The organism is Bacillus suaedaesalsae, from assembly GCF_016890225.1.
In the GTDB taxonomy this organism is placed as follows: Bacteria; Bacillota; Bacilli; order Bacillales; family SA4; genus Bacillus_BS; species Bacillus_BS suaedaesalsae.
The window spans coordinates 156,113-170,223 of sequence record NZ_JAFELM010000043.1 but is presented as its reverse complement, the minus strand read 5'-3'; the positions used below and the strand labels follow the sequence as shown (position 1 = coordinate 170,223).

14 protein-coding genes and 1 riboswitch are annotated in these 14,111 nt (G+C 36.7%); of the genes, 2 read left to right on the top strand and 12 right to left on the bottom strand.

Going from position 1 to position 14,111, the window contains the following annotated elements:
- Positions 1-96: 96 nt before the first annotated feature.
- Together JR050_RS17495 and JR050_RS17490 are read right to left on the bottom strand one after the other, a co-directional pair.
- A complete protein-coding gene (locus JR050_RS17495) occupies positions 97-1,734 on the bottom strand; it encodes a S8 family peptidase (protein ID WP_204204919.1) in 1,638 nt (545 codons plus the stop codon).
- A 447-nt stretch (positions 1,735-2,181) separates the two neighbouring features.
- A complete protein-coding gene (locus JR050_RS17490) occupies positions 2,182-3,513 on the bottom strand; it encodes a TrkH family potassium uptake protein (RefSeq protein ID WP_204204918.1) in 1,332 nt (443 codons plus the stop codon).
- A 139-nt stretch (positions 3,514-3,652) separates the two neighbouring features.
- Positions 3,653-3,794: riboswitch (cyclic di-AMP (ydaO/yuaA leader) on the bottom strand.
- Between the two features lie 213 nt (positions 3,795-4,007).
- Between JR050_RS17490 and JR050_RS17485 the strand changes: the two genes are divergently transcribed.
- Positions 4,008-4,460: a cupredoxin domain-containing protein gene (locus JR050_RS17485; RefSeq protein ID WP_204204916.1), complete on the top strand. Its 453-nt coding sequence runs from the start codon at positions 4,008-4,010 to the stop codon at positions 4,458-4,460.
- A 227-nt stretch (positions 4,461-4,687) separates the two neighbouring features.
- On the opposite strand, the gene helD is transcribed toward JR050_RS17485, so the two are convergent.
- The 10 genes from helD to JR050_RS17440 all read right to left on the bottom strand — a co-directional run bounded on the left by helD (position 4,688) and on the right by JR050_RS17440 (position 12,693).
- On the bottom strand, positions 4,688-6,973 hold the full coding sequence (gene helD / locus JR050_RS17480; RefSeq protein WP_204204915.1) for an RNA polymerase recycling motor HelD: 2,286 nt from the start codon (positions 6,971-6,973) through the stop codon (positions 4,688-4,690).
- A gap of 180 nt (positions 6,974-7,153) precedes the next feature.
- Positions 7,154-8,731 carry a peptide chain release factor 3 gene (locus tag JR050_RS17475; protein ID WP_204204913.1) on the bottom strand — a complete coding sequence of 526 codons (1,578 nt, stop codon included), beginning with the start codon at positions 8,729-8,731 and terminating at the stop codon, positions 7,154-7,156.
- Positions 8,732-8,849: 118 nt separating this feature from the next.
- The gene (locus tag JR050_RS17470; protein ID WP_204204911.1) at positions 8,850-9,368 is read right to left on the bottom strand and encodes a YfiT family bacillithiol transferase; all 519 of its coding nucleotides are present in this window, start codon (positions 9,366-9,368) and stop codon (positions 8,850-8,852) included.
- A gap of 62 nt (positions 9,369-9,430) precedes the next feature.
- Positions 9,431-9,634: a DUF6501 family protein gene (locus JR050_RS17465; RefSeq protein ID WP_204204910.1), complete on the bottom strand. Its 204-nt coding sequence runs from the start codon at positions 9,632-9,634 to the stop codon at positions 9,431-9,433.
- Positions 9,635-9,900: 266 nt separating this feature from the next.
- On the bottom strand, positions 9,901-9,987 hold the full coding sequence (locus JR050_RS20885) for a putative holin-like toxin (protein ID WP_430392898.1): 87 nt from the start codon (positions 9,985-9,987) through the stop codon (positions 9,901-9,903).
- A 123-nt stretch (positions 9,988-10,110) separates the two neighbouring features.
- Entirely contained in the window at positions 10,111-10,506 is a 396-nt protein-coding gene (locus JR050_RS17460; protein ID WP_204204908.1) for a hypothetical protein, read from the bottom strand.
- A gap of 310 nt (positions 10,507-10,816) precedes the next feature.
- Positions 10,817-10,990, bottom strand: a complete 174-nt coding sequence (locus JR050_RS17455) for a hypothetical protein (RefSeq protein WP_204204907.1) — start codon at positions 10,988-10,990, stop codon at positions 10,817-10,819.
- A gap of 213 nt (positions 10,991-11,203) precedes the next feature.
- On the bottom strand, positions 11,204-12,169 hold the full coding sequence (locus tag JR050_RS17450) for an alpha/beta hydrolase (protein WP_204204906.1): 966 nt from the start codon (positions 12,167-12,169) through the stop codon (positions 11,204-11,206).
- Positions 12,170-12,296: 127 nt separating this feature from the next.
- Positions 12,297-12,473 carry a hypothetical protein gene (locus JR050_RS17445; RefSeq protein ID WP_204204905.1) on the bottom strand — a complete coding sequence of 59 codons (177 nt, stop codon included), beginning with the start codon at positions 12,471-12,473 and terminating at the stop codon, positions 12,297-12,299.
- Positions 12,474-12,486: 13 nt separating this feature from the next.
- Positions 12,487-12,693 carry a hypothetical protein gene (locus tag JR050_RS17440; RefSeq protein WP_204204904.1) on the bottom strand — a complete coding sequence of 69 codons (207 nt, stop codon included), beginning with the start codon at positions 12,691-12,693 and terminating at the stop codon, positions 12,487-12,489.
- Positions 12,694-13,106: 413 nt separating this feature from the next.
- Between JR050_RS17440 and JR050_RS17435 the strand changes: the two genes are divergently transcribed.
- Complete coding sequence (locus tag JR050_RS17435; RefSeq protein WP_204204903.1) at positions 13,107-14,087, top strand: extracellular catalytic domain type 1 short-chain-length polyhydroxyalkanoate depolymerase; 981 nt, start codon at positions 13,107-13,109, stop codon at positions 14,085-14,087.
- Positions 14,088-14,111 lie beyond the last annotated feature (24 nt).

Sequence of the window (14,111 nt, the reverse complement as noted above, 5' to 3'; positions counted from 1 at the left end):
AAAAGTCACTTTGGCTATACATATGTTGACTTATATTATTTGGTGCAATTCCATAGTAAAAAGGAGCCTCGCCAATAAACGAGACTCATTTTACCGTTAATACATTCTAAAAGTTTTTGAAGCTGTGCTACTTGTGTATCCGCTCTTTGTGGCCGTTACATCAATTCTATATGTTCCAGTTGCAGTTGAATAACTAGTTCCAACTGACCAAGTTGCTACTCCTGAAGAGTTTGTTGTTGTTGCTTGAGTAAGGGATGTGCCGTTCGGTCGTGTAATCTTGAAGTTAACGCTAGCACCAGAAATTGCTGCTCCATTTTTATCCTTTACTGTACTTGTCATATGGATTGTTTCTCCACGATAGTAGTAGCTGTAATTTGTTGAAATTGTTGTAACTGTTTCCGTTGAAGATGGTGGTGGTGGAGTTGTGCCACCGCCTCCAGAAGCCGCCACTACTGAAGCTTGTGCATCCACTATTCCATATCCATAATAAGTTGAGCTTCCAGCATATTGCGCTGTATCACGTAAAATCTGTCTTGCCTCCGCAACCGAAATGTTCGGGTTGGCCGCTCTAATTAAACCCGCTACCCCCGCAACATGTGGAGTGGCCATTGACGTACCGGAAAGAGTTGCATATTGTCCGTTTGGATAGGTGCTGTAAATACTAGAGCCTGGAGCCATAACTTCTAGGCCAGAACCGTAGTTAGAAAAACTGGATCTTGTTTTACTAGAGGTAACTGAACCTACAGCAATAACAGAGCTATATGCTGCAGGATATGAAATGCTAGAAGCTCCGTCATTTCCTGATGCAGCAACAACAATAGTTCCTTCAGCAACTGCTGTTTGAACTGCCTCATCCATACTTTGGTCATATCCGCCGCCACCTAGCGACATGTTTATTACATCTGCATCGATATCTGCAGCATATAAAATACCTTGCGTAATTCCATATAAGGACCCTGAACCATTATCACCTAATACCTTTACTGGAATTAATGTAGCACTTTGCATAACACCCGATACTTGACCGTAACTTGCAATTGTTCCCGCAACATGCGTTCCATGACCTTGAACATCCATCGTTGTTCCACCGACAAAGCTTCTACCTAAGCTTGTGTTAACGAAGTTTGCTAAACTTGGGTGATTATGATCAATTCCCGTATCTAATACTGCTACTTTAACTGAAGTTGATCCCGGTGTTACTGTCCAAGCTTCTGGCGCTTTAATCATATTGTAATGCCATTGTTGATTTGCATGAACTCCTTGAATAGTTGCTGTTCCTTCAATAGCCATCATTTTTTGGTTCTCAGAGATGTAACGAACTTTAAAACCTAAATCTTTTAATTCTTTACGTAATTCTTGTTTTGCTTCTTTACTAGATTTATAAGAATCTAGATTATACTCAACTAAGTATACTAAGCCCATCTTGTCGATTACTTTTTTATTGAAGTTATTACTCACTAAAGGTTTAACAGTTGTTTCCTCAACATGAAGAGTGTCTAGTACTGTAAATCCTTTACTTGTTAATGTCGATTCCTTCCCATTTAAACTATCCGTACTTGCAATTGTAAAATCTGATTTTACTTTTTTCGGCTCAACAGAAACAATTAATTGTCCTTCCACATACTCGACATGATTTCCCTTGGCTGCTTGCCCTGAGCCGTTTGCAGATACCACACCAGAAAACAACGAGAGTACTAGAATTAAAGCGAGTGAAACACTAAACAATCTCTTCATCAACTTACCTCCTGTTTTTTATTTTTGCGTTGTTTCATACACTCTACCTAACTGATAGAATATGATTTCATCCGTCCTCCTTTTTATAAAAGATATTTACAGTAGAAAAAAGTAAAGTTATGAATGTCTTCAGAACTATTACTTTCTAACTGACACTAAGGAAAATGGTAAGTTAATAGAATGATTTATTCGGTATCTTTCAAAGAGGATTTTGATGGAATGAATGAAAGTGGATGATTATAGGGATTTTTTACACCATAATTGCTTCGCCTTTTATATTCTAATATCTCCGCTTCATAGTCAATTAATTCTGTTAATTCAGTTAATTTTTACTAACAACCATTCTTCTTTACTAGCACTAATTCACCATACCCTTAAGTCAAAAGTCATTATTACTACATGTAGCTATAGGAAAAAAGCTTCGCTCACCGAGGAGCAAAGCTTTTTTCATCCTGTTAAAACTTCTTCACTTGGGTAACGCACTTTCTCCTTTTCTTGTTTAGCAATAGAGTATACAAGAGTTAACGGTCCTAGCTTTCCGATTAACATGACTGTAATAATAACGAGTTTTCCGATAGATGTTAATGAATACGTTAGACCCAATGTTAAACCTACCGTTCCAAATGCAGAGACGACCTCAAAAAACACATGAAGTAATGGGGCTTCTTCGGTAATACTTAGTATAAAGATAGCACTAACAACAAATAACAACGAAATCATTGTAATCGCTAATGATTTTACCATTAATTTTTCACTAATCGATCTTCTGGCAATTACAATTTCTTCTTTTCCTTTCAAGTACGTTATTACACTTAATACAATGACAATAAATGTAGTAAGTTTGATTCCTCCACCTGTTGACCCACTTCCTGCACCGATGAACATGAGGATAATCATAAACAAAATTGACGGCTCACTTAATAGAGTTAAATCAACCGAATTGAATCCTGCTGTCCTTGGGCTAACAGCTTGAAAGTAGGAGGCCCATATTTTTTCCCAAATTGTAAAATCTGAGAAGGAGTTGGAGTACTCTAACGCAAAAATAATAAACATTGCACATATATTAAGGATGAATGTCCCACACAGCATAATTTTGGAATGTAATGATAATGAGCGAAAATTCTTCTTATATCGAATATCCATTAGAACGGTAAAACCAATTCCCCCTATAATAAATAAAGATGAAATCGTCAAATTCACAATCGGATCTCCAACATAGCCCATAAGACTATCAGACCATAGTCCAAATCCTGCATTATTAAATGCCGAAACAGAATGAAATAAACTATAATATAACCCTTTCACTAATCCATACTCTGGAACCCAGCGTATAGAGAGAAATACCATCGCAATCATCTCAATGGTCAATGAAAAAATAAATAAATGCTTGACGAGATTAATCATCCCACCTAATGATGATTGGTTTAATGCTTGTTGAATGACCATTCTTTCCTTTAACCCAATTTTCTTTCCTAGAACCATAAAAATGAGAACGGCAAAAGACATAATTCCTAGTCCACCAACTTGTATGAGAACCATAATGACACATTCACCAAATGTCGTAAAAACACTTCCCGTATCAACAACAGCTAATCCCGTCACAGTCATTGCAGATGTGGCGGTAAATAGAGCATCAATCCAAGATATCGGTAACGTGGTAGAGAATGGTAATTTCAATAGAGTCGTTCCTACAAGGATAGATGTGAAAAATACGAACACAAGCAATTGTGACGGGTTAAAGGTGATCCAATTTCTCTTAAAATGATATAAAGTTTTCAATGAAATACTCCCCTGTTTTATCGCTAGAAACAAGAATACAAGGTTGTGAGAAGCATCTCTAAATAGCCCATTCTAAATAAAAAAGACCACAAGAGAATAACCCTTGTGATCGTTTTAAAAAAACGAATGAAAGGCTTCTTCACTCTCTCTTGTAACGCTTACGGAGTTAGCTGTCGGATTAGGGTCATAAGAGTAACCCCACCTTAAAAGGTTTCACCCCAAGTGACATTTGCTGTCACAAAATGGTTCCCCCGCTCGTATTGATTCAGCGAATATAGAATAAGAAACGTATATGCGCTATATTACTCCCACCACTCAAACTAGTAAAGGGACGAAAACGTTAAAAAATAGTTAAAAACGTAGAATTTCATTCACTTTTCACATTAAAGCAACATGTAGCTCATTCAATCTCTTATTATCTAACTCAAAATAATTAGGACAAATTTCTTTATTAGCTGCATACATATTACTAGACAAGCTAAAGGAGGGTTTATATGAAGTTTATCATCATTAAAAGAAGTTGGATTATTACTGGATTTTTAATGCTCATTATTTTGATTAGTGGAATTATTTATTTCAATCCAACATCAATTCCTGTTACAAAGGAAACTCTTGCTGAAGAACATGAAGTGTATTCGTTCCATATGGTAACCGGAGAATTTAGCGGCAAAACAGACGATGGTAAAGAACTAGAGGCGTATCGCTTTGATCCTGGCACAATCGTTGTACCTGCAGGGAAAGATATAAAGCTAAGTATTTTAGGAGTAAATGGAAAAGAACATCCATTCTTCATTGAAGGTACAAACGCTAAGGGCAATGTAAAAAAAGGGGAAGAAACAGTATTAAACCTAAATTTTAAAAAAGAAGGTACCTATCGCCTTATTTGTACAGCACATCCTGATAAAGAACATAATGGTCCTATGATCGGTTATATAATTGTTGATTAAATACAAAAAGCATTGTTCTGTAACAATGCTTTTTGTATTATGTTCTATTAAATAATAATGTTGATTACTGTGGAAGGCATTGGCCGGATACCGCAGACGTCGGTGTTCCTCCTCGTCGATAGACTCTTGCGGGACCTAACCTGCCCCACTTCTCCGCAGGAGTTTCACGCCCTCAACTCTAATCAACATAAAGTTAAATTTCAACTCTGCACTTTAACAATGCCTTGTTACTGAGTATCATACAAGATTGAGTCTACATAGTCGAGTAACAGACTTTCTTCGTTACCCGCTAGCAGGGTCAATCGATGCAGGGGTCGTGTCATCGCGACATATAACAACTTTATATCAATATCGTTATTGGAATAAGGATCTTCGAGACTGACAACAAACACACTATCAAATTCTAACCCTTTAGCAATGTATGAAGGAGTAATAACTACCTTCTCCTTTGTCATTTCCTCCATACCAATTAAAAGCTTTGTTTCAAGTGAACTATGTTTTCGGAAATAGGAGTCTAGCATTTTCGCTTCAGTCTCGGTTTTTGTAATGACAGCAAAAGTTTTCATCCGATCCTGTCTTTGCGATTCTACTTGATTTTCAATTTCTTGCACAAGCTTCTTTTGAGATGTAATTTCAATGAAAAGAGGCTTATTACCATGTCTCACAACTGGTTCAACCTTTGGGATGTCTTCGACCATGAGCCCTAATATTTCATTCGCTGTGTTCATAATTTCGACGGTTGTACGGTAACTTTTCTGCATTGTTACATAATTAGCTCGCGGAAAGATTTTGTTCACAAGCACATTCCAGTCATTCATCCCACGATACGCATGAATTCCCTGCGCCAAGTCGCCAACGATCGTGAACATATCAGTTCCGAGTAAAGATTTTAATGCAAAAAACTGAAAGTAGCTATAATCCTGTGCTTCATCAATGACAATGTTTTTCGCTTTTAACTCAGGATCGATTCCATATAAGTAATGTTGTAAGTATAATAAAGAAGCTAAATCCTCAACTTCATATTGTTTCGTCCTCGTTAACTCGGCTTGATAACTGAGAAATTCATTGATTTGTTCGTCTGTTAAAATTCCATTTGCTAACTTTTTAAAGACATCATATGTAAACATGTCATGATAATAGTCTAGTAACGCTAGTTTAGGAAATTGTTTCATAAATTGTGTTACAGCAGATCGAATTTCCTTTTCAACTACCTTTACTCTTTCTTCTTTCTCATCCATACAATTGGATACTGCCACTCTTCGTTTCAACGGTTCTCTCTCGGCTAGTGCTTTATCAAGCTTATATTCATAAATAGCTTGTACCTTATGAAGCATTTGCTTTTTCTTCCGTTTCACGTCACCTTGCAGTACCTTTTTTATTCGATCCAATCTACGGTAATATGGTAAGTAATGATATTCAGTTGCGAATAGGCGTTTAATCTTTTTCGCTGTCATTAAACGGAATCGTTCAACAGAAAAATCTTCCTTTGGATAAAAAGTAGATTGTATGTCTTTCATATATTGTTCTATCATTCTTTGATATTCTAAAGAACCTTTAAATCGTGAAATCCACTTCACCTTGTTGACTTCAGTTTCCTCAGAATGAATGAGGGTCATTAACTTTTTTTCTTGCGGTATCACTTTAATTTTCTTTCGTATGCAATCCTGTACATAATCGATATACGTTGTTTGCCTAATTCGGTCTACTCCGAGCTCTGGCAGAACCTCTGAAATATAGTCAATAAATAATCGGTTTGGCGCAATGACCATCATATTCTCTGGATCAAATTCATGACCTAGTGTGTAAATAAAATAAGAAATACGATGAAGAGCAATCGTAGTTTTTCCACTACCCGCTGCACCTTGTACAATGATTGGCCTATTTAGATCTGCACGAATAATTTGGTTTTGTTCAGCTTGAATAGTAGAAACAATTTCGGTTAAACGATTATCACTACTTCTCGCTAACGACTCTTGAAGCAACTCATCGTTTGTTGTCAAATCTACATCTCGATAGTCTAGGAGAGAACCGTCTTCAATCTCATACTGTCTTTTAAGCGAAAGGTAACCCTCGTACGTTTCACCTTCCGCTATATATTCTACCTCTCCTAATCGTCCGTCATAATACACATTGGCAATCGGTGAACGCCAATCGACTATAATCGGCTGTTGGGATTCTCGATCAAAGACAGATGCCTTTCCAATATAGAGCTGTTCTTCAATCGGCCGGTCATTTGCTTTAAAATTTATTCTTGCGAAATACGGTTTTGGTCGAATCTTCTTTAAGTTCCGAACTTCCTCAGCCGAACGCTCCATAAACTGTGCGTTCGTTAATATATTGGAATAGCTTAAACTACTATCTAGCCAATCCATATCTTGAAATGCTTCTGAAATCTTATCACGATAATTTTCCTTTGTTGTTTCCGTTGCAATAATGATGGTTTCGATGTAATTCTTGGTGAAGGTTAATCTTTCAACCTCTTTCTGAAAATCAGGTTGTTTTGTAATAGACATGACGATCTCCTTTCAGGATGAAATGGAAAACGGTTAAATGCTATCCTGATAACCCGGTGTAATCGTTCATAAGAAACGGCCACTAAACACCCCAAAAAGTCTGTCCATAGGCTTAGCTACTAAAGTGTTGCCATAGGACATAGAGGTATTAGTGTAAGCACCACTCCACCAGGCTTCACTTTATACCTCCATAGGATTGTAAAGTTTCACGTCTGGATGTTTCTCCTGGAACCATCGAAGTGCAAAATCATTCTCAAATAAGAATGCCTTCTTCTCATATCGGTCTCTTACTAAAATACTTCTTGAGCTAGATAGATTATCATCAACATCATCACTTTCTATCCATCTTGCAATTTTAGACCCCATTGGTTGAATGACTATGTCAACATTGTATTCGCCCTTCATTCTATGTTCGAACACTTCGAATTGAAGTTGACCTACTGCACCTAAAATATACTCCTCTAAATGCATAGAACGGAATAATTGAATGGCACCTTCTTGAACTAACTGCGTTAATCCTTTTTGGAATTGCTTCTGTTTCATTACGTTCTTTGCTGTAACTTTAATATAAAGTTCAGGTGTAAATTGTGGTAGACGGTCATATTGGAATGTGTCTTTACCACCAACTAGTGTATCTCCAATTTGGTAAGTACCAGGATCATATACACCAATAATATCTCCAGCTACAGCTTCATCTACTGTATGACGATCATCAGCCATAAATTGTGTTGAATTAGAAAGCTTCATTTGTTTACCTGTACGTGAGAGTGTTACATTCATTCCTCTATCAAACTTGCCCGAACAAATACGTAGGAATGCAATTCGGTCACGGTGAGCTGGATTCATATTCGCTTGAATCTTAAAAATAAATCCAGAGAAAGGTGTTTCAATCGGATCAATTTCTCCGTCAGTTGAATGACGAGGTTGTGGTGAAGGAGCAAGTTCTACAAAGGTGTCAAGGAATGTTTGCACCCCGAAGTTAGCTAAACCACTACCAAAAAATACAGGAGTTAACGTTCCGTTCTGGACTTTCTCAATTGAGAATTCATTTCCCGCTTCACTTAACAGTTCAATTTCTTCTAAACACTGATCATAAAGACTGTTGTTTACAATTGCTGAGTCGGAAGAAGCTTTTCCTTCTTTATCTAAAGGAATATATCGGTCTTTTTCCTCCACACGTACTTGTTCAATACGATTGTGATAACGATCATAAACACCTAGAAATTCTTTACCCATTCCAATCGGCCAGTTCATCGGATAAGACTCAATGCCTAGCACTTCCTCTAATTCAGCTAAAAGTTCAAGTGGGTCTTTCCCTACACGGTCTAGCTTATTCATGAATGTAAAAATCGGAATTCCACGTTTTCTACAAACTTGGAATAGCTTAATCGTTTGGTCCTCAATCCCTTTCGTTGAGTCTATGACCATCACAGCACTATCAACAGCTGTTAATGTTCGATAAGTGTCTTCACTAAAGTCTTGGTGACCAGGTGTGTCGAGAATGTTAATGTTTCGATTTTTGTAATTAAACTGCATAACACTTGATGTAACTGAAATTCCACGTTGCTTTTCAATTTCCATCCAGTCTGATGTTGCAAATTTCCCTGTTTTCTTCCCTTTTACCGTTCCGGCATCACGAATGACACCACCAAAGAGAAGTAGTTGTTCTGTTAGTGTTGTTTTCCCTGCGTCCGGGTGGGAAATGATGGCAAAAGTCTTACGTGATAGGATTTTTTCTTGTAACGAATCTGTTTTCATACCGTACCTCTTCTTGCAAGAATTTTTTAAAATCAGAAAGATAATTTTACTGGAAAATAGCTTAAAAGTCAATGTTCATAGCCTGTGGGCTTACCTTGCAAACTTAAAGAATGATCAATTATTTATGTTCATTTAAACCCAATTCGATATGCGCTGAATGATGCCTGCTATGCCATGAATAAAGCGATAGGAGTTGATAAAGTGTTATATCTCCTATTTCTGGATGCGAAATCGTTTTGTTATAATCTTCTCTATTCATAGATTGTAATAAAATTGTCCATCGAGTATGAATACCATCAATGATTTGTAGCGAAGGTGTTAGGTCACCGTTGCTATCAGGCATTTGAGCCCAAGCAACTTCGTCATACGTTTTAACAATCGGTGAATATTCTGTTAACGCTAACTTAAATCGAACAAAACAATTCATATGGCTGTCTGCGAGGTGATGCACAACTTGCCTTACTGTCCACCCACCGTCTCTGTAAGGAGTATCTAATTGTTGCTCGGTTGTTTTATCTAGCTGTTTTCTCAATACGACCGGAAGATTTGTAATGTCTTGAATCCATTGTTCAATTCTATCTTCATGAAAGGAAGTAGGTGGTTGAAACTTTCCTACCGGATATCGTAACACTTCCATATAGTCCCTCCCCATATATACACGAAAAAAGATAGGATTCATCTTGTCCTATCTCTCAAACTTTACATTTCTTCAAAATAATCTTTGTAAAAACCGCCAACCATTCCTGTGTTATCAACAATAAAATAAAACTCTTCTGTCTCATTCTTCACTTCGTATGTTTTATCTGGTGTTAAAACGTTATTTACAATATATTTTTCTGCCTTTGAATGCACACACTTTACCTGCTTAACGCTTTCTTTTTCTTTCCATGTTAAGTGGATCATTACGTGTAGCCCTCCTTGAATAGAATCTTCATTCATCATACACAAATATTACGCAATAGAAAAGTCCTATACTTCATATCAAACAGTAGACAGATGATTTCTTGTGCCAAAACTTATTTTTTATGTTATGATAGTTAATAATTAGAATACAATAAAAAAGACCGCAGATGTTGCAGCATCTACGGCCAAATAATATTCGATCCCCAAAGGGATCGGCTATCTTACATGAAAATAGACCTCACCCTGTATTAACGGTCAAGGGAGGTCTATTTTTTTGTGTTGTTTGAGTTTAAAATCGCAACAACTAAAGACGCAAACGAAAGCATAATGACTAAGCTTTCAAATATCGTCATAGGCATCACCCCCTTTCATATGGGGTTAGCCGACCGCCCTTGGTGAATTCGAATATTATTAGTTGAATTATATCACACAACTAATCAGAACACACGTTCTATTAAGGAAATAGGACAACCTTACTATTTTACTTTTTTTACACTGATCGCTTGTGTTGATTTTCGGACACGACATTCTGAAAGATCTTCATCATTTAATAAACCTAATTGAATAGCAGAAGCAATCTTTTCATCATCAGCCTTTTTGACATATTTAATGCAATCTGTTAAATTCAGCCTTTCCAATTGAGTTACAGCCTTATCATCGTCATACCCTTCTGTTACACGAATTTGACGTTGAACGAAATAGTCTCCAATTTGTATTTCAGCTTTTTCACCAGGACCTGTTTGCTCATCAAAATAAACATGGAACACACGTTTTATCTTGTCCATTTCTTCTTTAATTTCCTTCGCACGATTATTCAGGTCTACATATCTTGCCAAAAGACTTTCTGAAAGACTGTCTCTCAAAACTGACATCTCGATCCCTCCCCATACAATCTGATTCATCATATGAGTGAAAAAAGGAATTCATTCGTGATAAATATTTTGATATGGCAGCCAGTGGGTAGGTCGTTTTAACTGAGAGGGAACCTTGTGTGAGCATCGCCATAAGCTGCATTCAGTGATATAGCCTCTTTTAGTTGAAGTGCCTCGGGCAAGAAATAAAGCATTTCGTATTTCCAATCATGCAGCATCGGAAAGGCAACACAGTATAATCGAAAACAACTTTCACAGTCAGCATGCAAATAGTTTGTTCGTTCAACTTCTACTCATTCCTTCTACTAAACTAGTTCATGTCTATCTTTTTTATATCAATGATTTTGAACAATACAAAATGAACTACCGCGATGGTCAACAATATATCAGTATAGGGACTGCTTGTCGTTACGATACTCGCAACAATCCAGAAAAACAAAAATGAGATGGCAAGCAAAACTATTAAATACATCTCAGCTTTCATTAAACGTTCACTCCTTTAGGTAATTACATAAATGAATACAAATAACAAAATCGTCCACGAAACAAAAAAACGGAACTGAAAAGATAAATAGGGTGGCTGGACTAGCTACCTTCCAAAATTAAACAACACATATATATTCAATAAAGAGATTAGAATTCCTATCGACTATTAAAAAAAGCATTAATCCGAAGGGATTCAATGCTTCACTAAATACTAGTTTTGTATAGAATTAGCTAGAAATTTCTTAAGTTTTTCCTTATATTCTTCTTCCGCTATTGTGTAAGCCTCTGTATGACCAGCACCTTCGACAATCCATAGCTCTTTCTCACTTGTCGCGACATCGTAGATTTCATCTGCCATACTTGTTGGCACTAAGTCATCCTGATCGCCATGGATAATGAATAGTGGTAGTGTATTTTTCTTTACAGCTTCGACTGCTGATGCTTCTTCAAAAGAATACCCCGCCCTTATTTTTGTTACAAAGCTCGTTACTTCCATAATTGGAAAGGCTGGAAGTTGGTACATATATTTAAGTTGATGTGTTAATTCATCTTTAACTGATGTATAACCACTGTCTGCAATGATACCCTTTACTTCAGGAGGCAACTCTTCTCCGCTCGTCATTAAAACAGTTGCAGCTCCCATGGAAAATCCATGTAGGAAGATAGAATGTTTCTTCTTTTCATCCGTTAAAAACTCCACCCAATTCACATAATCTTTTCGATCATGCCAGCCGTACCCAATATAATCTCCTTCACTGTCACCATGTCCGCGTGCATCAGGCTTTAATACATCATAACCTAAGTCATAATAATATTTTGTAATTCCTGGCATCTGTTCACTATTGCCTCTGTAACCATGTGCTAGAATAACCACTTTTCCATTCGAATCTGGATTTTCCAAATATCTTCCTTTTAGCGTTAATCCATCATATGATTGAATCTTAACTATGTTAAAGTCTTGTTGATCCGTCCACTCCATTAATTCAGCAAGTCTATTTTGTTGCTCTTCCGTCTCTAACAAACTAGCAACTGCCACACTTTCTCCACCACCATGCAAATCGGGCCCTTCTTCACCTCTATTTATCGCCACTTGGTAAAAATAATTTCCCGCTACACCAAGTACAACGATAAGTAGAAGAACAAGAACAAGTGAAATTTTCCCTAATTTTCTCTTCAATGTTCATTCCCCTTTATTCTTTTTCTATAATTATATTACTATTTTACTAGAATTATAGTAAATCAGGAGAATTTTCTTTTACCACTTTTACCCACATTTTTTGTTGCAATAGGTGTGTATGGAAGTGTTAAAGAATCATGCTAAGAACAAAGAATGTAATAAAAAATAGTACAAAGAAGCTAATAAAGAAATAACCAAAATACCTTAGTGGTTTAGGTAATGATTTTAAGTCAACATTTGTTGGATAACCTTCTATTCCATTCATATGATCCATTGCGTCATTTATGGGCTTACGATCACTCATTTTTTATTCCTCCTTATTTCTCGACATACCGTTCATATGCAAAATATGAGTATACTCTGTAGATTAGTGGAATGATAGCAAGTAGTGAAACAAATTTACTTCCACCATCGGCAACAATCATCCACACAAACACAAAGATTAACAATATTACAACACCAAAATTACCTGAAATTCCGTTTATTGGCTGATTATCTAGGGAAAATGTTTTTGCACCTTTCAAATCCCTTGCATAACACTCCTCATGATACAGAACTACTTCAAAAAATAAAGATGTTGTGACTAAATCATCTCTCACTTTTATCGGACGTAAACATTTATCACAGTAAATAACTTTTCCATCATTTAATCCCCTTATATTAACACTTTTCTTTTAATACGGTTCACCGATAGGATAGGTTTCGAAATTTCTGAATTAATAGCTAATCCCCTTTTTTGTAACTAGTTTGTAACTTCACAAAAGTATTGTGTTGTATGGGGGAGATAGTTGAAAGGAGGTTTGCATAAGAAACTTTAATCATTATTTATCCTTTCTTATTCTACTTATGTACCTCTTTACATCTTCATTATTCGTCCTACTAATATTAAAGTCTTCTCCTTAGAAAGGAACGCCTTAAATATAAAGGAGGACTTTCAATGCTCAAATATTTATTTCGTATATTCATTGTTACCCTTACCTTTCTCATGACTTTAAGTTCATATCCTCAGAAAGACACTCATGCTGCTAGTAGCTTTACTCGATATTCTATGGGTGGTGGCTGGTATTTTAAAGTGTATGTCCCTAGTTCTTATAACGGTAATGCGGTTCCACTTATGGTCATGTTGCACGGTTGCACGCAGGATGCTGATGATTTCGCTGCGGGAACAAGGATGAATCAATTAGCCGAGAGCAAAAATTTCATTGTTGTTTATCCAGAAATGAACAGGACTTACAACTCCTATGATTGTTGGAACTGGTTTTATGACTACAATCAGCACCGTAACGGAGGTGAGGCTGCAATTATTGATAGTATGATTGATTACGTAAAGAGCAATTACAACATTAGTTCAAAAGGGTATGCTGCTGGAATTTCAGCCGGTGGCTATATGACATCCATAATGGGCGCTACTTACCCTGAACATATAATAGCAATTGGAATTCACTCTGGAGGAATGTATAATGCAGCAGACTCTGCTGTTGCTGGTACAAATACAATGTATTATGGTTCTGCTACTAACCCAGATTCAGCTGGATATGAAGCTGCTGTTGAAATGGATAAATCTGCATTACAGCGAGTCCCAACGATTATCTTCCACGGTTCTCAAGATGGTACGGTTTATATAGAGAATGCATGGCAAGCAAAAACGCAGTGGGCACAAACGAATGATTATGCTGACGATCGTAACAATAACAATTCTGTAGATGCAAATTATGATGTGAAACAAACAGGAACGACAAACGGATATAGCTGGGAGAAATATGTATACAACGATAGTGCAGGAAGATCACTTATTCAGTTATGGAAGGTAAATGGATTAGGTCACGCATGGTCAGGAGGGAGTTCTAGCGGTTCCTATACAGACGCAAATGGTCCTCAAGCAACAAATGTAATGTGGGATTTCTTTTTGGGCCATTAACTATTTATAGGGGGTACTCACCCC

Coding starts and splice junctions, on each gene's coding strand:
- JR050_RS17435 (WP_204204903.1), top strand. CDS start 13,107: ATGCTCAAATATTTATTTCGTATATTCATTGTTACCCTTACCTTTCTC.
- JR050_RS17475 (WP_204204913.1), bottom strand. CDS start 8,731: ATGAAAACAGATTCGTTACAAGAAAAAATCCTATCACGTAAGACTTTT.
- JR050_RS17445 (WP_204204905.1), bottom strand. CDS start 12,473: ATGAGTGATCGTAAGCCCATAAATGACGCAATGGATCATATGAATGGA.
- JR050_RS17455 (WP_204204907.1), bottom strand. CDS start 10,990: ATGAAAGCTGAGATGTATTTAATAGTTTTGCTTGCCATCTCATTTTTG.
- JR050_RS17470 (WP_204204911.1), bottom strand. CDS start 9,368: ATGGAAGTGTTACGATATCCGGTAGGAAAGTTTCAACCACCTACTTCC.
- helD (WP_204204915.1), bottom strand. CDS start 6,973: ATGTCTATTACAAAACAACCTGATTTTCAGAAAGAGGTTGAAAGATTA.
- JR050_RS17460 (WP_204204908.1), bottom strand. CDS start 10,506: ATGTCAGTTTTGAGAGACAGTCTTTCAGAAAGTCTTTTGGCAAGATAT.
- JR050_RS17495 (WP_204204919.1), bottom strand. CDS start 1,734: ATGAAGAGATTGTTTAGTGTTTCACTCGCTTTAATTCTAGTACTCTCG.
- JR050_RS17485 (WP_204204916.1), top strand. CDS start 4,008: ATGAAGTTTATCATCATTAAAAGAAGTTGGATTATTACTGGATTTTTA.
- JR050_RS17465 (WP_204204910.1), bottom strand. CDS start 9,634: ATGATCCACTTAACATGGAAAGAAAAAGAAAGCGTTAAGCAGGTAAAG.
- JR050_RS20885 (WP_430392898.1), bottom strand. CDS start 9,987: ATGACGATATTTGAAAGCTTAGTCATTATGCTTTCGTTTGCGTCTTTA.